Source organism: Marinobacter salicampi, assembly GCF_011074795.1.
Taxonomy (GTDB): Bacteria; Pseudomonadota; Gammaproteobacteria; order Pseudomonadales; family Oleiphilaceae; genus Marinobacter; species Marinobacter salicampi.
Window position 1 is genome coordinate 385,728 of sequence record NZ_JAAMPF010000036.1, and the last position, 17,831, is coordinate 403,558.

Here is a 17,831-nt window from a genome sequence, read left to right on the forward strand (position 1 = left end):
TCCCTTGGTGGTGGTCATGGGTCAGGTAAACTCATCCGAGTCTGCAAAACCGCAATGGTGGCTTCCGTGCTCAGGGCTGGCCTGCCTTGGCCTTGCCCGCAATCCGGTTGATCAGTCGCGACGCTGCGACAAGACCGAAACTGGCAGTGACGGGGCTGGAGGCGCCAAACCCCGAGGCGCAATCAAGGCGTACCGGCCCGTCGGTGATGGGCTTTTGCAGGCAGACCTCGCCGTCTCCGGAAGGATACGTGAGCTGCTCCAGCGAGTACACGGCTTCAATGCCGAACCGCCGCTTGGGGTTACGGGAAAAACCGTACTCCCGTCGCAGCATGTTGCGCACCTTGGCCAATAACGGGTCCTGGATGGTTCGGCTCAGGTCGCCAACCTGAATCTGGGTGGGGTCGGTCTGGCCACCGGCGCCACCGGCACAGACCAGAGGTATCTTGCGGCGCTGGCAGTGGGAGATGAGGGCAGCCTTGGGTTTTACGCTATCGATGGCGTCAATCACGGCGGTCAGATCCTGGGTTATCAATTCGGTCACATTGCGCGGCGTCAGAAAGCCGAAGTGCACCCGGATATCAGCCTCGGGGTTGATAGCCCGCAGCCGGTCCGCCATGGCATCGGTTTTGGTTCGCCCATACTGACCGGCAAGCGCATGGAGCTGGCGGTTGGTGTTGGAGACGCAGACGTCATCCATATCAATGAGCGTTATGGTGCCGATGCCGGTTCTTGCCAGGGCCTCGGCCGCCCACGAACCAACCCCACCGAGGCCCACAACGGCGATGTGGCTGGCCCGAAAAGCAGCCAGGGCCTTGCGTCCGTAAAGTCGTTCTATGCCTCCAAAGCGCAAGGCAAAGTCGTCGGAAGAAGTCGTCATAGACCCTTGGTACACCCCTGGCGGTCATGATCAGGAGCAGCTCCTGATTGTGTCTGATGCCGGCCATTGTAACCCAAGGCCCTGCCGGCTGCAGGCATCGGGTTGTGGGTGAGCCATAAAAAAAGCCACGCAAAAGCGTGGCTTGTAAGCAAGGCACTCAACCCTACGGGGAGCTGAGCTGGACTAGTTCAGAGACACTAATCAACAAGACCAAGTATAGGCTCCCCAAGTCGTCAATGACTGGTCATATTCTGCCAATCATTAGTCATATCCGGCCATGGCTGCCCAGCCCTGGTCACATTGGGGCAACCGGATGGCTAGGCCGCCCAGTGGTCATCTTCAAAGGCCATGAGTGAGTCCTTGCCGCTGGTGATGTCGGCCAGCAGACTCTGAACTTCCGGGATCACCTTTTCGAAGTAAAACCGAGCAGATACCTTTTTGCTTTCCAGCAGGGCCTGGTTGCCATCACCTTCTTCAAGCTTTGTCTGGGCCACATCAGCCATACGCGACCAGAGGTAGCCGATCACCGTCAGTGCCATTAGGCGGAGATAAGGCGTTGCCGCGGCCCCGGCTTGCTCGGGATCTTTTGGCGCATGGGTCGCAAGCCACAGGGTGGCTTCTTCCAGGGACTTAATGCTGGCCTTGAGCTCTTCCCGATGGGGGGCCTCCGGGTGTTCTTCCAGAAAACCGGTCAGCACCCCGAACAGTTGCCGGACAAGCTGGCCGCCCTTCAGGCCCAGCTTGCGTCCGACCAGGTCCATGGCCTGGATACCGTTGGTTCCCTCGTAAATGCGCGCAATGCGGCCATCGCGGACCAGCTGTTCCAGCGGCCAGTCGGTGGTGAATCCAGATCCGCCAAGTACCTGCAGACCAATGTTGGTATTGGCTGCGCCTTCGTCCGTCAGGAATGACTTCACAACCGGGGTCAGAAGCTGCACCAGGTCATCGGCCTTTTCCCGCACCGCTTCGTCGGGATGGGCGACGGACAGGTCAAGCTGCTGGCCGGTGAATAAAGCCAGTGCCCGCATGCCCTCGTTCAGCACTTTCTGGCGCATCAGCATCCGCCGCACATCCGGGTGCACAATGATCGGATCAGCCGGGCCGTCGGGGTTTTTGGGGCCACTCAGGGAGCGACTCTGGAGACGCTCACGGGCAAAGCCCAGACTTTCCTGGTAGGCCATTTCCGCCAGGCCCAGGCCTTGCATGCCGACCATCAGCCGTGCTTCGTTCATCATGGTGAACATGGCACGCATGCCGTCGTTGGGTTTGCCGACCAGCCAGCCTTTGGCGCCTTCGAAGTTCATCACGCAAGTGGCAGAGCCCTTGATGCCCATCTTGTGTTCAAGGCCGCCACAGAACGCGGGATTTCGCTCGCCGCTGTCCGGTAGAACTTTGGGTACCACGAACAGGGAGATTCCTTTGGTGGTATCCGGTGCGCCTGGCAGTTTTGCCAGTACCAGATGGATAATGTTGTCTACCAGATCGTGCTCGCCACCGGTAATCCAGATCTTGGTACCTTCAATTGCATAGGAGCCATCCTCGTTGGGCGTGGCTCTCGTGCGGATCAGACCCAGGTCGGTGCCGCACTGGGGCTCGGTAAGACACATGGTGCCGGTCCACTGGCCGCTGATTAGCTTTTCCAGGTAAGTATCCTTCAGCTCTTCCGACCCATGATCGTAAAGGGCACTGATAGCCCCGTGGGTCAGGCCAGGATACATACCGAGAGAAAGGTTGGTGGAACACACCATCTCGTCGACGATGAACTTGAGGGTATGGGGCAGGCCCTGCCCCCCGTAGGCAAGCGGCGCATCCAGGGCGGTCCAGCCACCGTCGACAAATTGCTTGTAGGCCGCCTGGAAACCCTCTGGGGTCCGGACCTCATGGGTTTGAGGGTCATAGGCACAACCCTGGCGGTCCCCAGTGACATTGGTAGGCTGAATGACCTCGGCCGCCAGCCGCCCGGCTTCCTGCAACACAGCATCGATCAGGTCCGGCGTGGCATCGGCATACTTTTCGAGTTCATGAAGCCTGTCTACGCCAAGGACATCATTCAGAAGGAACCGGATATCATTCAGGGGCGCTTTGTATTGCATGTTGGCTCTCGCTTTTGCTCATCGTTGGGTTCGAAATTCTCAGCCTGGGAGCTGACCTGATTTCACCGACTGCTAACACCTGTTTCATACGTCTGTTTGAATGACCTGGTTCACCCACGACAGTCCATTACGGCCAATATTTCGTATTTTTAGCGCTACCGCCTACTTCGGTAACGCGTCACGTTTCAGAGGAGAAGGAGATGAGCAACATCCTGTTGGCCGGAGCTACCGGGGGCATAGGCCGGGCCATTGCCAACCATCTACTGGAGAAGTCTGAGGTTAAGGTCTGGGGACTGTGCCGCGCGCCAGCCCAAGAGGCTGACTGGCTGGCCCGGCACGAGGGTCGCCTCGCACTTGGAAGCTGGGACGCCAGCCGGCCTGAGCGCTTCCAAGGCAACCTGAAGGCGCTGCTGCCCGAAGGACTCGAGGTGACCGGACTGATCTACGCCGCCGGTGTGCTCCACGGGCAGGGCCTCAAGCCGGAGAAGCGTCTTGAGGATCTGGACCCGGCCAACCTGGTTCACAGCTACGGGGTCAATGCCGCGGCTTTTCCCATGCTGACCCAAGCTTTGCTGCCCTGGCTCAGGCACAGCGAGCTGGTCAGACTGATGGCACTTTCTGCCAAAGTGGGGTCGCTTACGGATAACCGGATGGGTGGTTGGTACGCCTACCGCGCCTCCAAGGCTGCCCTGAACATGTTTGTGCGCAACCTGGCTGTGGAGATGCCGAGGCGGATAAGGCGTATCTGCTGCGTTGCGGTGCATCCGGGTACGACCCATACCCGTTTAAGCGCGCCTTTCACCCAGTCCCTGGCGCAATTGAACGTTCATGAGCCTGACTCTACTGGGAGCAATATGGTGCGGATTTTCGATAGCCTGACGGAAAGGGACAACGGCCGGTTCATTAACTGGGATGGCAGCGACTTGCCCTGGTGAAGGGGAGTCTGAAACGAAAAAACCCACCGGGCAGGTGGGTTCTTCAGTCCCTTGGCCAGGCGGTTTTACCTGATAAAGGGGTTCAGCAGACGGGTGAACGTGCCTGTGAGTTTGACCGGTGCGCTCAATACTGAAAGCGTAATGCAGTCGTCCCCCTCGAGGGCTATGGGCTTGTGTTCGTCCTGCTGGTTCAGCACCACAAAATCCCATTGGTTGAAAATGCCCTTGTTGTCGGCGAACGCTCCCTGAAGCACGATAGTGGTCTCTTCGCCGCGATGGGTATGAGTCGGTGCCTTGCCCCCTGCGGTCAGTTTCTGTAGCACCACCTGTTCGGTCTGGCCCGGGAACCGGTCACTGATGTCCAGCACACTGACGTCCCCCAGTTGGCGCTTCCACGGCAGGCTGTCGAGGTCATTGCCAAGCAGTTTCTGTAACGGGCCGACCGATCGGCGCTGCTGGGCTTCGACTTGATCCGGTCCGGGCCCTTCATCGATGCGTGCCAGGATGCTATCGAAGGTTGTATCGGCGACGCTGACCTGGGGTTGCTGCTCCATCATGATGGCGCCGAGGCTGTCCAGCATGTCGACCCGGCTACGGCAATGACTGCATTGGTCAAGGTGCAGTCTTATGCACAAGGCATGGGGTTCTGTCAGGTTCCCTGCACTGTATTCCATCAGGCTGAAGCTGTCAGGATGATGCTGTGTCATGGGTTTTGGTCCTGCAGAATCACTTTCAGTTTGTTAAGCGCAAGCCTGACACGGCTCTTGACTGTACCGAGCGGAATATTAAGTTCATTTGCGACCATCTGGTGAGACTTGTTTTCCATGTAGACTTTTGCAATCACCGTGGTCTGCTCTTCCGGCAAATGTTTGAGGGACTCACGGATACGGCGCTCTGACATCAACCGGTGCAGGGAGGTAACAGGCTCGTTTTCGTTGTCACCGGGAATCTGCCAGAGGTCTTCGGTCTCTATCGGCATTTCCGCACTTGTGCGCTGCATCTTGCGCAGCATATCGATGCGCTGGTTCCGGGCTATGGTGAAGATCCAGGTGGAGGCTGCTGCCTTGCGCCAGTCGTATAGACAGGAGCGGCGCCATATGGAGACGAACACTTCCTGCACCAGCTCTTCGGCATGGCTGGCCAACCCATTGGCCATGGCGTAGTACTTCAGCTGCGGGGCGAAGTGCTGAAACAGGGCATGGTAAGCCTGACGATCTTGGCTTTTGCCAACTTTGACGAGCATCTGGCTCCATTGGTCCTTGCGGCCCTCAGATCTCGCTGATGTGTGCTCCAGTGTGGACACCGGACGCTCCTTGGCGGTGGCTTGCATCGAGTTAGTTTGCATCATCTTAAGCACTCATCCCGGATTTGTCAGTGCTAGTTGTACGCACGGTGGATGAGGCCAGATCATTTGCAATTATATAATTGCGCCGGAAGGCGGACTACTCTTCAAGGTAGGTATAACCATTCAGGCCACCTTCCAGTTCCCCCAGAAGCCCGGCCTGCTCAGAGTCGTCCAGACCGCTGGCGGCGAATTTTTCCCGATAGGCCTGTACCAGGTCATCGGGTTCGAAGTTTACATAGCGTAGGACCTTGGCCACGGTATCGCCGAAGATCGGGTCGCTGACGCGGTAGCCTCCCTCCGCCGTGCGCTGCACATCCACGGAGTGGGTGTCGCCAAACAGGTTGTGCATATCCCCGAGAATTTCCTGATAGGCACCGGTCATGAAAAAGCCCACCAGCTGCGGATCGTTCGGGTCGTCCTCGGGTAACGGAAGCGTGGTTTCCATGCCCTGGCCCTCGACGTAGCGGTCGATTCGACCGTCGGAATCGCAGGTTATGTCCTGGATAACGGCCCGGCGGGTGAGGGGACGGTTGAGTCCGGAAATGGGCATAACCGGGAAAATCTGGTCAATCCCCCACACATCCGGCAACGACTGAAACAGGGAGAAGTTCACAAACAGTTTTTCAGCCAGCTTTTCATTCAGCTCATCGATTACCTCCCGGTGGGCCCGGTTGGTGGTGGTGAGCTGGCTTTTCAGGAGCCGGCAGCAGGCGGTATACAAGCCCTCGGCTTTGGCCCGGTGGGACAGCGACAGCAACCCATGGGCGAACTGGGCGTGGACATCACTCATGGCGTGCAGCACATCATGATAGATTTCGATCTGGGAGCGTTTGGAGTTTTCATCCGCAAGGCTCATGAAATCCCGCCAGAGATCGTGCAGCGGGCCAGGGGCCTCCTGGCCGGGCGCCGCAGGGGTTGTATTGTCCGGCGCCTCGCGGTCGGTGATGTTGGTCACCAGCACGGCGTGGTGGGCGGTCAGGGCCCGGCCGGACTCACTGATCAGGTTGGGATGGGGTATGCCCACCCGGTCGCATTCAGCCTGCAGGGTATGGATCACGTTATAGGCGTATTCGCCCATGCTGTAGTTGATGGAACAGCTGCTGCGGGAGCGGGTGCCCTCGTAATCCACGCCCAGGCCGCCGCCAATGTCCACCGTGTCGATAGGTGCCCCAAGCTGGCGCAGTTCGGTATAGAAGCGGGCGCACTCCCGCAAGCCGGTCTGGATGTCCCGGATGTTGGCAATCTGGGAGCCCAGGTGGAAATGCAGCAGCTGCAGCGAATCCAGCGCGTCAGCTGACTTGAGATGGGCCAGTACGTCAAGGATCTGGGCGGCAGACAGCCCGAACTTGGATTTCTCGCCCCCGGTGTTCTGCCAGTTGCCCTTGCCGATGGTGGCCAGGCGCGCCCGGATCCCGATCAGCGGCTTCACCCCGAGCTTCTCGGCTTCCTGCAGAATCAGCGGCAGCTCCGACCGCTTCTCGACGACGATAAACACCTTGTGCCCAAGCTTCTGGCCAATCAAAGCCAGCCGAACATACTCCCGGTCCTTGTAGCCGTTGCATACGATCACCGAGCCCTGGCCCCGGGACAGCGCCAGTACCGCCATCAGTTCCGGCTTGCTGCCCGCCTCCAGGCCAATCTGCTGGCGGCTGGCGGCGGGCTCTGAACGGATCAGTTCCTCTACGACCCGGCGCTGCTGGTTCACCTTGATGGGGTATACAGCGGTATAGCGGCCCTGGTAGTCCTGCTCCCGGGCGACGGTATTGAAAGCGTCACACAGGGTGTTGACCCGATCGTGCAGAATATCGGTGAAACGTACCAGCACCGGCAGCTGGATACCGCTGGCGACCAGCGAGCGGGTCAGTTCCGGCAGATTGATGTCGTCCCCGCTGCGCCCCCGGTCAGGCCGGATCAGCACGTCACCCTGGGCATTGACGCTGATATAGCCGTCACTCCAGTGAGCAATGTTATACACCTTCTGGGCGTTGGCGCCGGGAAGCTCAATCATGGGCTTGGGTCCTGTTCTCATGCCGGATATCGACCGGGTGTCGACACGCAGCCCGTCATTGTATGAGTTCGGGTGCCCGGCTAAAAGTCTTGGCGGACGAAAGAGTCGGAGCTCCGTTGTCGGCAGTGCTTTAGCTCCGGCGCCGGGGACCCTACAATAGCGCTCAGATCACAGGTTCGTAATAACGGACCGCTCCAACGTTTTGACAGGTGGGAGACTCAGACATGGCCGAACTCAACGACGGTTGGTTCACAGAGGTTTTTCAGGATCAGGGAACGGCTTTTTCCCTGAAGATAAAACGCAAGTTGCATGAAGAGAAAAGCGAATTCCAGACCCTGGAGATTTACGAGACCGAGACTTTCGGCAACCTGATGGTGCTCGATGGCTGCGTGATGCTCACCAGTCGCGACAACTTCCTCTACCACGAGATGATGACCCATCCGGCGCTCTTTACCCACAGGGACCCGAAGAAGGTGGTGATCGTCGGTGGCGGTGACTGCGGCACTTTGAGGGAAGTGCTGCGCCACCCTGGGGTGGAAGAGGCCTGGCAGGTGGAAATTGACGAACGTGTCACTCGTCTGTCCGAAAAATACTTCCCCGAACTGTGTGAATCCAATGAGGACCCGCGGGCCAACTTCTTTTTTGGTGACGGTATCCAGTGGATGCGGGATATCGAGCCCAACAGTGTCGATGTGATTATTGTCGACAGCACCGACCCGGTCGGACCGGCCGAAGGCCTGTTCGCGGTAGATTTTTACCGGGACTGCATGATGGCCCTTCGCAAGGGCGGCATCGTGGTACAGCAGAGCGAATCACCGCTGCTGCACACCGAAACCATTATTGCCGATGTGCACAAGGACATGAAAAAAGCAGGGTTCGATCATGTGCACACCCTGCCGTTCCCGCAGCCGGTGTACCCGACCGGCTGGTGGAGCTGCACCATGGCCGGAAAGGAAAAGCCCCTGAAGTACTTCCGCGAGGCCGACGCAGCTGAGCGCCCCTTTGTGACGCGCTATTACAATGAAAGCATCCACAAGGCCGCCCTGGCGCAGCCGCAGTTCATGGTCGACATCCTCGGCAAGTAGGCCGGGTTCGGGTTATCCGTTGACCCAGAGAACCTAAAAAAAGGGGCGCCTGTGAGGCGCCCCTTTTCATGCCAGCAGTGGCTCTTCAGGTCAGCAATGGCTCGCTGACCCGAGTCCGTCCTACTTGCTGCTGACAAACTCCGGGTAGGCTTCCATGCCGCACTCGGACAGATCCACACCCTCGTACTCTTCTTCTTCTGTGACCCGCAGACCCATGATCATCTTGAGAATGCCCCAGACAATCATGCTGGCTACGAATACCCAGACGAAGATGGTGAGGGCGCCGACAATCTGGCCAAAGAAGCTGGCATCACTGTTGGTAACCGGAACCAGCAGCAGACCCAGCAGGCCGGCAACGCCGTGTACTGAAATGGCGCCGACCGGATCATCAATGCGCATCTTGTCCAGAGCCACAATGCTGAAGACCACCAGTACGCCACCTAAGGCACCGAACAGGGTGGCTGTCAGGGCGCTGGGAGTTGATGGCTCGGCGGTAATTGTGACCAGGCCAGCCAGGGCACCGTTCAACAGCATGGTGAGGTCAGCCTTGCCGAACAGCAGGCGAGCGGTGATGAGTGCTGCAATGCCGCCGCCGGCTGCCGCAGCGTTGGTGTTCAGGAACACCATGGCGACCGAGTGAGCGCTGTTGATATCGCCCAGCTTGAGCACGGAGCCACCGTTAAACCCGAACCAGCCCATCCACAGGATAAAGGTACCCAGCGTGGCCAGAGGCAGGTTGGCGCCTGGGAAGGCACGAATTTCGCCTTTGGGACCGTACTTGCCTTTACGGGCACCCAGCAGGATGACGCCGGCAAGCGCCGCTGAGGCACCAGCCATGTGGACAATGCCGGAGCCGGCAAAGTCGCTGAAGCCGATGTCGCCCAGTGAGTACATGCCAAAGACAGAAGCGCCGCCCCAGGTCCATGCGCCTTCCATGGGGTAGATAAAGCCGGTCATGACGACTGCAAAAACAAGGAAGGCCCACAGCTTCATACGCTCTGCCACGGCACCGGATACGATGGACATGGCGGTGGCAACAAAGACCACCTGGAAGAAGAAGTCGGAAGCGCCGGAGTAGATGGAGCCACCTTCAAAGCCGTCTTCGCGGCCGGCGAAGTCATTCAGAATGGCTGCTGAATCCACGCTGCCCATGCCGGTCAGGAAGAAGGTGCCGTTATACATGATGGCGTAGCCGCAGATCAGATACATGGTGCACGAGACTGCGTACAGGGAGACGTTCTTGGTTAGGATTTCAGTGGTGTTCTTGGCACGTACAAGGCCGGCTTCGAGCATGGCAAAGCCTGCCGCCATCCACATGACCAAAGCACCGCAAACGAGGAAGTAAAACGTATCCATTGCGTACTGCAACTGAAAGATATTGCTTTCCATACAAAGCCCTCCGCACGAGGCCTGTCAGGGGTTACTGTTTTTTTGCGCTGGCTGTTATTCGACTCGGGGAGCGATCAGACCGCTTCTTCTCCGGTTTCACCGGTACGAATCCGGATGGCCTGCTCCAGTTCTGTCACGAAAATCTTGCCATCGCCGATCTTGCCGGTGTTGGCAGCCTTGGTAATGGACTCAATCACTTGGTCAAGCAGGCTGTCGCCAATAGCGACCTCGACCTTGACCTTGGGAAGGAAGTCCACAACGTATTCAGCGCCCCGATACAGCTCGGTATGCCCTTTTTGCCGCCCGAAGCCTTTTACTTCGGTGACGGTTACGCCCTGAACGCCGATCTCTGACAATGCTTCACGTACATCGTCCAGCTTGAAAGGCTTAATGATCGCTGTCACAAGTTTCATTGGTTTCTCCTTGGTATGGCCGCCCAATACATCTGATCCTTGGATGCCGGTATCGGGTTCGGGATGCTGCTACCTCGCACACAGTGCGTGCGGATTGCGTACGAGGGTTGAAGCATCGGGTGTGCCAACGCAAAAAACAGTATTTAAAACAGTTTAGTACCTGGTCAAAATACCAGAATGGACCATCCGGACGCGCCATTATAGAGCATTGGCTGGTCATGCGATCCATATTGGTGCATGGCAGCCGCAATGCACTGCGGGCGTCCATAGGGGCCATCGTGGACAGTATGGCAGGAGCGCGGTTGTGTTACACTCCGGCTTATAAATTGTCTCCCCAAGCGGTGCTCCTGGGAATGAGATGATGGTCAAATCAGCCCCAAGTTCAGCCCGAGAGGTAAAGGATGAAAGGACCCCAGGATTTCTTAAGTCAGCTTCAGGGTCAGTTTGGCCAGTTTGTGCCTGACATGGCGCGTGCAGCCAAGGATGACTTCGAAAACCATGCCCGCGCTACCGTGATGTCTGTCATGGCGCGGCTTGATCTTGTGACGCGGGAAGAGTTTGACGCCCAGCAGGCGGTGCTGATGCGAACCCGTGAGAAAGTCGAAGCCCTTGAGAAACAAGTGGCTGAGCTCGAACGTAAAGCTGGCTGAACCCAGCACACGAAGGCTGCAGGAAGCGGCCATCTGCTTAAACCCGTAACCATGGAAGGTTGCCATGCTCGCTACCGTACACACCCGCGCCCGCCTGGGCGTGGGAGCCCCCGCTGTAACCGTTGAAATACACCTGTCCAATGGCCTGCCAGCCCTCTCCATTGTCGGATTGCCAGAAACCGCCGTACGGGAAAGCAAGGACAGGGTCCGCAGTGCTCTGCTCAACGCCGGCTTCGAGTTTCCCGCAAAACGCATAACCATCAATCTGGCGCCTGCGGACCTGCCCAAGGAGGGCGGTCGTTTTGATCTGCCCATAGCCCTTGGCATCCTGGCCGCGTCAGGCCAGTTGCCATCCGAAAGGCTGACCCGGTTCGAATGCCTGGGGGAGCTCTCCCTCGATGGCGCTCTGCGTCCGGTTCGTGGCGTACTGCCGGCAGTGATCGCGGCCCGTGAGGCACAGAGGCAGATCCTGATTCCGGACAGTAATGCAGCCGAAGCTTCCCTGGCTGCGGGGGATGACGTCTTTGCTGCCGGGCACCTGCTGGCGGTATGTGCCCATCTTACCGATACAGAGCGCCTCTGCCCCTTGCGCCCCGAGGCGCTGACACACGTTGATCCACAGGCGCCGGACCTGGCCGATGTCCGGGGCCAGCATGTGCCCAAGCGCGCTCTAGAAATCGCCGCGGCCGGCGGCCACAACCTGTTAATGTTCGGCCCACCGGGCACTGGTAAAAGCATGCTGGCCAGCCGGCTACCGGGCATTTTGCCGCCTCTGACCGATGAGGATGCCCTCGAGGTGGCCAGTGTCCATTCAGTGGCGGGGCTGCCTGTCCGCAATGGCCACTGGCGCCGGCCGCCATACCGCGCACCTCACCACACCGCGTCTGCAGTCGCTCTGGTCGGTGGTGGCAGCAGCCCGCGGCCCGGGGAAATTTCCCTGGCGCACCGGGGTGTCCTGTTTCTGGATGAGCTACCGGAATTCGATCGCAAGGTGCTTGAGGTGTTGCGCGAACCCATGGAATCCGGGGAAATCGTCATCTCCAGGGCGGCCAGACAACTGACATTTCCGGCCCGCTTCCAGGTTATTGCTGCGATGAATCCCTGCCCCTGTGGCTACCGGGGCCACCCCACGATCGAGTGTCAGTGCACGCCCCAGCAGGTGATGCGCTACCAGGCCAAGCTTTCCGGCCCGTTGCTGGACCGGTTCGACCTCCACGTCGAGGTACCTGTCCAGTCCAGCGACGTCTTGATGAAGCGTACCGCCGAACCGGTTGGCAGTGATGAGGTCCGAGCCCGGGTAGAAGCGGCGCGGGCCGTTCAGGTAGCCCGGGGCAGCATCAATGCGCAGCTCTGCGGCACGGACCTGCATCATTATTGCCAACCCGGGGACGAAGGCGAAGCCTTGCTGTCCCGGGCAATGGAGCGTTTGGGTCTGTCAGCCCGGGCACTGCACCGGATCTTGCGGGTGGCGCGAACCCTGGCAGATCTCGCCGGTGCCGAAGCCATTGACCGGACCCACCTGGTGGAGGCCCTTGGCTATCGCAAGCTGGATCGACTCCAGAGCCGGATACCAGGTGCTACCGCCTGATCCTGTTTCTGAAGCACCCAAGTGCAGTATCGTTTGGTAGACTGTGCTCACTATCCATGGCAACGAGGCCGGTGACAGACGTCGCCGTGAGGGAAACTATGACAGACCAGCAGGACCCGTCCGACAAATCACCGGTCACCACGCGCCGGGGTATCCGCAGCTTTGTGCTTCGCCAGGGCCGCATGACCGAAGGCCAGAAAAAGGCCTATGAGCGCTGTTGGCCCAGGTATGGCCTTACCCGTGAGCACGGCATGATCGACCCCCGGGAGGTTTTCGGGCGCGAGGCCTGGCTCAATCTGGAGATCGGGTTTGGCATGGGCGGGTCGCTGGCGGATATGGCAGAGGCTGCTCCTGAGCAGGATTTCATCGGGGTGGAAGTACACCTGGCGGGCGTCGGGGCCTTGCTCAAAGAAGTGGAGGACCGTGGCCTTGAGAATGTCCGTGTCTACGCCATTGACGCCAACGATGTCATCGATCTCTGCCTGCCGGACGCCTGCCTGGATCGTGTCATGCTGTTCTTCCCCGACCCCTGGCACAAGAAACGCCACCACAAGCGGCGCCTGGTGCAACCGGAATTTGTCCAGCGCATACGCCACAAGTTGCGGGTGGGCGGTATCTTTCATCTGGCCACAGACTGGCAAAATTACGCCGACCACATGATGGAAGTGCTCAGTGACTCAGAGGGCTTCGCCAACGCCGAGGGTGACGGACAGTTCGCAGCGCGGCCGGAGCATCGGCCGGTGACAAAGTTCGAGCAGAGGGGCTCCCGGCTGGGCCACGAGGTCTGGGATCTGCTTTTCCGTCGCACGAACTAGCCTGGATCCGGGGCTGGTCTGGACTCAGGTCTTCGGATCTGGTCCAGCTTTGCCAGCAATTGCAGACTACGAATTAAACGGGTGTCTACGAGCAGCCCTGATGAGCACCAGCCCGGCGCTTCCCATGAGCAGGCCGGTAAACTTGATCATTGCCAGGATGGCCGCAGCTTGGCTGATTCCATCCGTAGGGACGGTGAGATTATTGAGCAGCAACACGTTCTCCCCCAAATCACTGACACCGGCCGTGACGAACAGGGCCCTGACCCAATGGCCGGTTTTGCGCTCTCGCACCCCGGGGCGGTCAACCAGAAGATAGCTTGTGAGCAACAGCAGGGTCACGGTGTATAGGATAGCGAAGGGGAAGTCGAGCCATAGCGAGGTCATCGCCCACACCAGCCCTTCCTGTCCCCAGCTGTGCAGTATCGCCATGGTCTGATCGGCATTTGCCGCCAACTGGAAGCTGACCATACCCTGAGGGGCCTGGGCAGTAGACAGTGTGACGTTCAGGGTAAACATGATGATGAACATTGCGACGGTCGCAAGGACCATGAATTTGAGGGCACGGGGTGCCGGGGGGAGATTGGCCAGACTCATCAGAGAAAGCGCTCCAGTAAACTGTTCAGGTACCGTTTACCTTGCTCTGTAGCCTGAATACGGCCCGGATGCAGCAGGTTTTCCGTTCGTAATCTCTGGAGTATTGCAGCAATTGAATCCAGGGGTAAACCTGTTAGTTCTGTATACATGGTTTCCGGAACGCCCTCACTCAGCCTAAGCACGTTCATCATGTATTCCAGTGGCAATTCGTCGTGTGACACAAGTTGGGTGCCGGCCACGTAGTTGCCAATGCGATTGAGGTAGGCTTCCGGCTGGCGGGTTTTCCAGTAGCGCTCCACGGTCCCGTCCCTGTGGGTAGTTTTGCCGTGCGCGCCCGCCCCCAGAGCAAGGTAGTCGCCAAAGCGCCAGTAATTAAGGTTGTGGCGTGAAGCCTTGCCAGGTCTGCTCCAGGCCGAGACCTCGTAGTCGGTATAGCCCCCGTCACGAAGCGTCTTCGCGCCGGCATCGTAGATATCGCTCAGGCGATCGTCGTCCGGAAGAACCGGCGGCCTGGAGTAGAATTCGGTATTGGGCTCCAGTGTCAGCTGGTACCACGACAGATGGGGTGGGCGCCAGGCAAGGGCCGCTTCCAGATCAGCCACAGCCGCTTCCGGAGTCTGGCCGGGCAGGCCATGCATCAGATCCAGGTTGAAATTATTGAACCCCGCTGCGAGAGCCGCCTCCACCGCCCGGTGGGCAGCGTCGGCATCATGTATACGGCCCAGTGTCCTTAGCTGGACAGGATCAAAGCTCTGTATGCCGATGGACAGACGATTGATACCGGCCTCCCGGAAGCCCAGAAAGCGTCCCTGTTCTACGGTGCCGGGGTTCGCTTCGAGGGTGATTTCGGCGTCGTCGGTAAAGGTCAGTCGCTGGCCCAGGCCCCGGAACAGATCCCGGAAAAACTCCGGCGACATCAGCGAAGGCGTGCCACCGCCGATAAAAACGGTTTCAATGGGCCGGCCGTGTACCCGCAGGGCTTCGTGTTCCAAGTCACTCAGAAGCGCAGCCAGGTAGGCCTGCTCGGGAAGCTCGCCGCTGTGAGCGTGAGAATTGAAATCACAGTAAGGGCATTTACGCACGCACCAGGGGACATGAATATACAGGCTCAGCGGTGGTAATGAACAAAGGTGAGGTGACACGCTGCTCATCCTGCTGCCGGAAGATTCACGACTGCGAAGTCCGGGGGAAAAATTCCGTGAGCTGTGCCATAAGGCTTTGCAGGGCTTTGCCCCGGTGGCTCAGACGGCCTTTGTCCGCACGGGAAAGCTGCGCGGCTGATGCCTGTAGCGCCGGCAGCCAGAACACGGGATCGTAACCGAAACCTCCGGTACCGAGGGGCTCAAAAAGAATTTCACCAGGCCAGCGCCCGTGACAGATGATGGGCGTGGGATCCTCAGCGTGACGGAGGTAGACCAGTACGCAGTGATACTGGGCCTGCCGTTGCCCCAGGGGCACCTTGGCCATGGCCTCAAGCAGCGCTTCCATGTTGTCCTGGTCGCTGGCACCGGGCCCAGCGTACCGGGCCGAGCGTACGCCCGGCAGCCCGCCAAGCGCGTCCACGGCGAGCCCGGAATCATCGGCCATGGCGGCAAGGCCGGTGCTAGCAGCCGCATGCCGGGCCTTGAGAATGGCATTTTCAACGAAGGTGACCGCCGGCTCCTCCGCTTCGGTTACACCCAGCTCCGACTGGGCGATTGGGCTTATGCCCAGGGGGCCGAGCAGGTCAGCAAATTCCTGAAGTTTGCCTGGGTTGTTGCTGGCTATGACCAGCTGCTTGTCCTGGTTATCCATCAGCGTTCATCAAACAGTGTTTTAGTGACTCGAATGGGCAGTTCCCGACTGCTGCCCTGGGGCCGGACGGTGAGCTGGAATGTCAGCATCTCGCCGGGGCGGTACTGGAACTGAGCCAGGGAATAAACGGCATCGCCCTCGGTCACGCGCCGAAAACCAAGGAATTTGCCCTGGCGAACGTCATTGAGAACCTGGCCCTCTACCTGACCGCCAACAGGGGCTAATGTTCCGTCTTCCTGCTTTTCCATGATGCTTATGTTGACCACGCCAAGGGAGCGGCTTCGGTTGAGATTGTATTGACTGGCGACGTCAGGGCGCAGAAAACCGCTAGGAAAAATGCTGTAGTGGACCACGTGCTCGCCAAAATCCTTTGATTCAGCTGACGCGCGGCCTGTCATGGTCAACATCAGCAGCGTGGCCAGGGCCGCCATAAGCAGTGGCGTCAGCCTTGGCTTCAAGTGTGGAGCCTGAGTCAGTGATAGTCTTGTCATGAGTCCTCCTGCCGGGTAATCCGGTAAATCGCGATCTGGCCCAACAGATTGGGCCACAGGCGGCTGAGCCATCGGTCGCGGTGTTGCCCATCCACAACCGTGCGATTGGTGATGCGAATGTTCTTCCGGTAACACAGGGCCTCGAAATCCTTGAAGGTGCATAGGTGGATGTTCGGGGTGTTGTACCATTTATACGGAAGCGTTTCGGATTCGGGCATTCTGCCTTTGTGCAAGAGATACCAGCGCAGCCGCCAGTAGGCAAAATTCGGGAAGGTGATAATGCCTTCGCGGCCCAGCCTCAGCATCTCATCAAGGACCAGATCAGGGCGTCGCACGGCCTGCAGGGCCTGGGTCATAAGCACCACATCGAAGGTCTGATCCTCGAAATTGCCAAGCCCCTGGGTATCCAGGTTCTGTTCAATGACCGAAACGCCCCGGGCCATGCAGGCGGTGATGTCATCGGAGTTTATTTCCAGGCCGAAGCCCGTCGCCTGCTTTTCCCGCTGCAGGTAATCCAGCAGAATGCCGTCACCACAGCCCAGGTCGAGTACGTGGCTGCCGGGCCTGATCCACTGCTCGATAATTTCCAGGTCAGCCCTCATACGCCCACCTCCCGGGCAACCCTGTCCAGGTAGGCGGTAAACACCTCGGTATAACGTGGGGTCGGAATCAGGAAAGCATCGTGTCCCCAGGGCGCGTCTATTTCCGCATAACTGACTCTTTTTCTTGCGGCGATCATGGCATTGACCAGCTCTTTCGAACGGGCCGGGGTAAAACGCCAGTCAGTGCTGAATGAAAGTACCAAAAATTCGCAGCGGGCAACCGCCAGGGCTTTCGCCAGGTCGTCGCCGGATTCGTAAGCCGGGTCGAAATAATCCAGCGCCTTGGTCATCAGAAGATAGGTATTGGCGTCAAAGGATTCAGAGAACCGCTCGCCCTGGTATCGCAGGTAGCTTTCCACCTGGAACTCAGCGTCATAGCCAAACTTGTAGGCCTGGTCGCGGAGGTCCCGACCAAACTTTTCGCCCATGGAAGCGTCCGACAGGTAAGTTATATGGCCGACCATACGCGCCAGCATCAGGCCCTGCCGGGGAATGGTGTTAAGGTCGTAGTAACGGCCGCCATGAAATGCTGGGTCCGACGTAATGGCCTTGCGAGCGACCTCGTTGAAGGCGATGTTCTGGGCTGTAAGCCTTGGGGTGGAGGCGATCACAATGGCGTGTCGGAGGCGGTCGGGATAGGTAAGGCTCCATTGCAACGCCTGCATGCCGCCTAGCGATCCGCCGACGACCGCCGCCCAGCACTGAATGCCCAGTCGGTCTGCCAGTAAGGCCTGGCTGTGTACCCAATCCTGAACCGTTATGACAGGAAAATCTGGGCCATAGGCCATGCCGGTGGCCGGATTGATGGAGCTGGGTCCGGTGCTGCCGTTACAGCCGCCGAGATTATTGAGGCTGACCACGAAGAAGCGCGACGTGTCGATCGGCTTGCCGGGACCAATGCAACTGTCCCACCAACCCGGTTTCTTGTCGTCGGCACTGTGGTAGCCCGCGGCGTGGTGATGCCCGCTCAGGGCATGGCAGATCAATACCGCATTGCTGGCATCTTCATTGAGCGTGCCATAGGTTTCAATCACCAGGTCATGGCAGGCCAGCGTCTGGCCACAGGCGAGCTTGATCGGCTCAGCAAAGTGAAGGGCCTGCGGCGTGACTATTCCAGCGGAATCCGGTGGCAGGGAATCGGGCATCGAAGCG

The 17,831-nt window shown here is 59.0% G+C and carries 18 protein-coding genes; 5 read left to right on the top strand and 13 right to left on the bottom strand.

Features of this window, described 5'->3' with window-relative positions:
• Positions 1-70: 70 nt before the first annotated feature.
• Positions 71-877 (bottom strand): tRNA cyclic N6-threonylcarbamoyladenosine(37) synthase TcdA, encoded by an 807-nt coding sequence (gene tcdA / locus G7W63_RS19630; protein WP_166262309.1) that lies wholly within the window; start codon positions 875-877, stop codon positions 71-73.
• A gap of 317 nt (positions 878-1,194) precedes the next feature.
• Positions 1,195-2,970, bottom strand: a complete 1,776-nt coding sequence (locus tag G7W63_RS19635) for an acyl-CoA dehydrogenase C-terminal domain-containing protein (RefSeq protein ID WP_166262311.1) — start codon at positions 2,968-2,970, stop codon at positions 1,195-1,197.
• Positions 2,971-3,170: 200 nt separating this feature from the next.
• Here G7W63_RS19635 and G7W63_RS19640 point away from each other — a divergent pair, with 200 nt between their 5' ends.
• Positions 3,171-3,905 carry an SDR family NAD(P)-dependent oxidoreductase gene (locus tag G7W63_RS19640; protein ID WP_166262313.1) on the top strand — a complete coding sequence of 245 codons (735 nt, stop codon included), beginning with the start codon at positions 3,171-3,173 and terminating at the stop codon, positions 3,903-3,905.
• A gap of 65 nt (positions 3,906-3,970) precedes the next feature.
• On the opposite strand, the gene G7W63_RS19645 is transcribed toward G7W63_RS19640, so the two are convergent.
• The 3 genes from G7W63_RS19645 to speA form a co-directional block, all read right to left on the bottom strand.
• A complete protein-coding gene (locus G7W63_RS19645) occupies positions 3,971-4,612 on the bottom strand; it encodes a ChrR family anti-sigma-E factor (RefSeq protein ID WP_166262315.1) in 642 nt (213 codons plus the stop codon).
• Complete coding sequence (locus tag G7W63_RS19650) at positions 4,609-5,235, bottom strand: sigma-70 family RNA polymerase sigma factor (protein ID WP_423202305.1); 627 nt, start codon at positions 5,233-5,235, stop codon at positions 4,609-4,611. The genes G7W63_RS19645 and G7W63_RS19650 overlap by 4 nt, the downstream gene beginning before the upstream one ends.
• Before the next feature lie 112 nt (positions 5,236-5,347).
• On the bottom strand, positions 5,348-7,258 hold the full coding sequence (gene speA, locus G7W63_RS19655) for a biosynthetic arginine decarboxylase (RefSeq protein WP_166262317.1): 1,911 nt from the start codon (positions 7,256-7,258) through the stop codon (positions 5,348-5,350).
• A gap of 224 nt (positions 7,259-7,482) precedes the next feature.
• Here speA and speE point away from each other — a divergent pair, with 224 nt between their 5' ends.
• A complete protein-coding gene (gene speE, locus G7W63_RS19660; RefSeq protein WP_166262319.1) occupies positions 7,483-8,343 on the top strand; it encodes a polyamine aminopropyltransferase in 861 nt (286 codons plus the stop codon).
• 120 nt (positions 8,344-8,463) lie between these two features.
• Here the strand turns inward: speE and G7W63_RS19665 are convergent, their stop codons facing one another.
• Together G7W63_RS19665 and glnK are read right to left on the bottom strand one after the other, a co-directional pair.
• The gene (locus G7W63_RS19665) at positions 8,464-9,732 is read right to left on the bottom strand and encodes an ammonium transporter (protein WP_166262321.1); all 1,269 of its coding nucleotides are present in this window, start codon (positions 9,730-9,732) and stop codon (positions 8,464-8,466) included.
• Positions 9,733-9,806: 74 nt separating this feature from the next.
• The gene (gene glnK, locus G7W63_RS19670) at positions 9,807-10,145 is read right to left on the bottom strand and encodes a P-II family nitrogen regulator (protein WP_092020784.1); all 339 of its coding nucleotides are present in this window, start codon (positions 10,143-10,145) and stop codon (positions 9,807-9,809) included.
• 401 nt (positions 10,146-10,546) lie between these two features.
• Between glnK and G7W63_RS19675 the strand changes: the two genes are divergently transcribed.
• The 3 genes from G7W63_RS19675 to trmB all read left to right on the top strand — a co-directional run bounded on the left by G7W63_RS19675 (position 10,547) and on the right by trmB (position 13,198).
• The gene (locus G7W63_RS19675) at positions 10,547-10,795 is read left to right on the top strand and encodes an accessory factor UbiK family protein (protein ID WP_166262323.1); all 249 of its coding nucleotides are present in this window, start codon (positions 10,547-10,549) and stop codon (positions 10,793-10,795) included.
• Between the two features lie 64 nt (positions 10,796-10,859).
• Positions 10,860-12,383 (top strand): YifB family Mg chelatase-like AAA ATPase, encoded by a 1,524-nt coding sequence (locus tag G7W63_RS19680; protein ID WP_166262325.1) that lies wholly within the window; start codon positions 10,860-10,862, stop codon positions 12,381-12,383.
• 98 nt (positions 12,384-12,481) lie between these two features.
• The gene (trmB, locus tag G7W63_RS19685) at positions 12,482-13,198 is read left to right on the top strand and encodes a tRNA (guanosine(46)-N7)-methyltransferase TrmB (protein ID WP_166262327.1); all 717 of its coding nucleotides are present in this window, start codon (positions 12,482-12,484) and stop codon (positions 13,196-13,198) included.
• Between the two features lie 66 nt (positions 13,199-13,264).
• Here the strand turns inward: trmB and G7W63_RS19690 are convergent, their stop codons facing one another.
• Genes G7W63_RS19690 through metX form a run of 6 tightly spaced genes read right to left on the bottom strand, consistent with a single transcriptional unit; the run spans position 13,265 to position 17,824 of the window.
• Positions 13,265-13,792, bottom strand: coding sequence for a hypothetical protein (locus tag G7W63_RS19690; protein ID WP_166262329.1), 528 nt, complete (start codon positions 13,790-13,792; stop codon positions 13,265-13,267).
• Complete coding sequence (gene hemW / locus G7W63_RS19695; protein ID WP_166262331.1) at positions 13,792-14,943, bottom strand: radical SAM family heme chaperone HemW; 1,152 nt, start codon at positions 14,941-14,943, stop codon at positions 13,792-13,794. Before hemW ends, G7W63_RS19690 begins: the two co-directional genes overlap by 1 nt.
• A 16-nt stretch (positions 14,944-14,959) precedes the next feature.
• Positions 14,960-15,586 (bottom strand): RdgB/HAM1 family non-canonical purine NTP pyrophosphatase, encoded by a 627-nt coding sequence (gene rdgB, locus G7W63_RS19700; protein WP_166262333.1) that lies wholly within the window; start codon positions 15,584-15,586, stop codon positions 14,960-14,962.
• Positions 15,586-16,077, bottom strand: a complete 492-nt coding sequence (locus G7W63_RS19705; RefSeq protein WP_242634500.1) for a DUF4426 domain-containing protein — start codon at positions 16,075-16,077, stop codon at positions 15,586-15,588. Before G7W63_RS19705 ends, rdgB begins: the two co-directional genes overlap by 1 nt.
• Positions 16,074-16,679: a methionine biosynthesis protein MetW gene (gene metW / locus G7W63_RS19710; RefSeq protein WP_166262335.1), complete on the bottom strand. Its 606-nt coding sequence runs from the start codon at positions 16,677-16,679 to the stop codon at positions 16,074-16,076. The genes G7W63_RS19705 and metW overlap by 4 nt, the downstream gene beginning before the upstream one ends.
• A complete protein-coding gene (metX, locus tag G7W63_RS19715) occupies positions 16,676-17,824 on the bottom strand; it encodes a homoserine O-succinyltransferase MetX (protein ID WP_166262337.1) in 1,149 nt (382 codons plus the stop codon). Before metX ends, metW begins: the two co-directional genes overlap by 4 nt.
• Positions 17,825-17,831 lie beyond the last annotated feature (7 nt).

Excerpts from the sequence above, each read along its gene's own strand:
- tcdA (WP_166262309.1), bottom strand. The coding sequence starts at position 877 with ATGACGACTTCTTCCGACGACTTTGCCTTGCGCTTTGGAGGCATAGAA.
- G7W63_RS19635 (WP_166262311.1), bottom strand. The coding sequence starts at position 2,970 with ATGCAATACAAAGCGCCCCTGAATGATATCCGGTTCCTTCTGAATGAT.
- G7W63_RS19640 (WP_166262313.1), top strand. The coding sequence starts at position 3,171 with ATGAGCAACATCCTGTTGGCCGGAGCTACCGGGGGCATAGGCCGGGCC.
- G7W63_RS19645 (WP_166262315.1), bottom strand. The coding sequence starts at position 4,612 with ATGACACAGCATCATCCTGACAGCTTCAGCCTGATGGAATACAGTGCA.
- G7W63_RS19650 (WP_423202305.1), bottom strand. The coding sequence starts at position 5,235 with ATGCAAGCCACCGCCAAGGAGCGTCCGGTGTCCACACTGGAGCACACA.
- speA (WP_166262317.1), bottom strand. The coding sequence starts at position 7,258 with ATGATTGAGCTTCCCGGCGCCAACGCCCAGAAGGTGTATAACATTGCT.
- speE (WP_166262319.1), top strand. The coding sequence starts at position 7,483 with ATGGCCGAACTCAACGACGGTTGGTTCACAGAGGTTTTTCAGGATCAG.
- G7W63_RS19665 (WP_166262321.1), bottom strand. The coding sequence starts at position 9,732 with ATGGAAAGCAATATCTTTCAGTTGCAGTACGCAATGGATACGTTTTAC.
- glnK (WP_092020784.1), bottom strand. The coding sequence starts at position 10,145 with ATGAAACTTGTGACAGCGATCATTAAGCCTTTCAAGCTGGACGATGTA.
- G7W63_RS19675 (WP_166262323.1), top strand. The coding sequence starts at position 10,547 with ATGAAAGGACCCCAGGATTTCTTAAGTCAGCTTCAGGGTCAGTTTGGC.
- G7W63_RS19680 (WP_166262325.1), top strand. The coding sequence starts at position 10,860 with ATGCTCGCTACCGTACACACCCGCGCCCGCCTGGGCGTGGGAGCCCCC.
- trmB (WP_166262327.1), top strand. The coding sequence starts at position 12,482 with ATGACAGACCAGCAGGACCCGTCCGACAAATCACCGGTCACCACGCGC.
- G7W63_RS19690 (WP_166262329.1), bottom strand. The coding sequence starts at position 13,792 with ATGAGTCTGGCCAATCTCCCCCCGGCACCCCGTGCCCTCAAATTCATG.
- hemW (WP_166262331.1), bottom strand. The coding sequence starts at position 14,943 with ATGAGCAGCGTGTCACCTCACCTTTGTTCATTACCACCGCTGAGCCTG.
- rdgB (WP_166262333.1), bottom strand. The coding sequence starts at position 15,586 with ATGGATAACCAGGACAAGCAGCTGGTCATAGCCAGCAACAACCCAGGC.
- G7W63_RS19705 (WP_242634500.1), bottom strand. The coding sequence starts at position 16,077 with ATGACAAGACTATCACTGACTCAGGCTCCACACTTGAAGCCAAGGCTG.
- metW (WP_166262335.1), bottom strand. The coding sequence starts at position 16,679 with ATGAGGGCTGACCTGGAAATTATCGAGCAGTGGATCAGGCCCGGCAGC.
- metX (WP_166262337.1), bottom strand. The coding sequence starts at position 17,824 with ATGCCCGATTCCCTGCCACCGGATTCCGCTGGAATAGTCACGCCGCAG.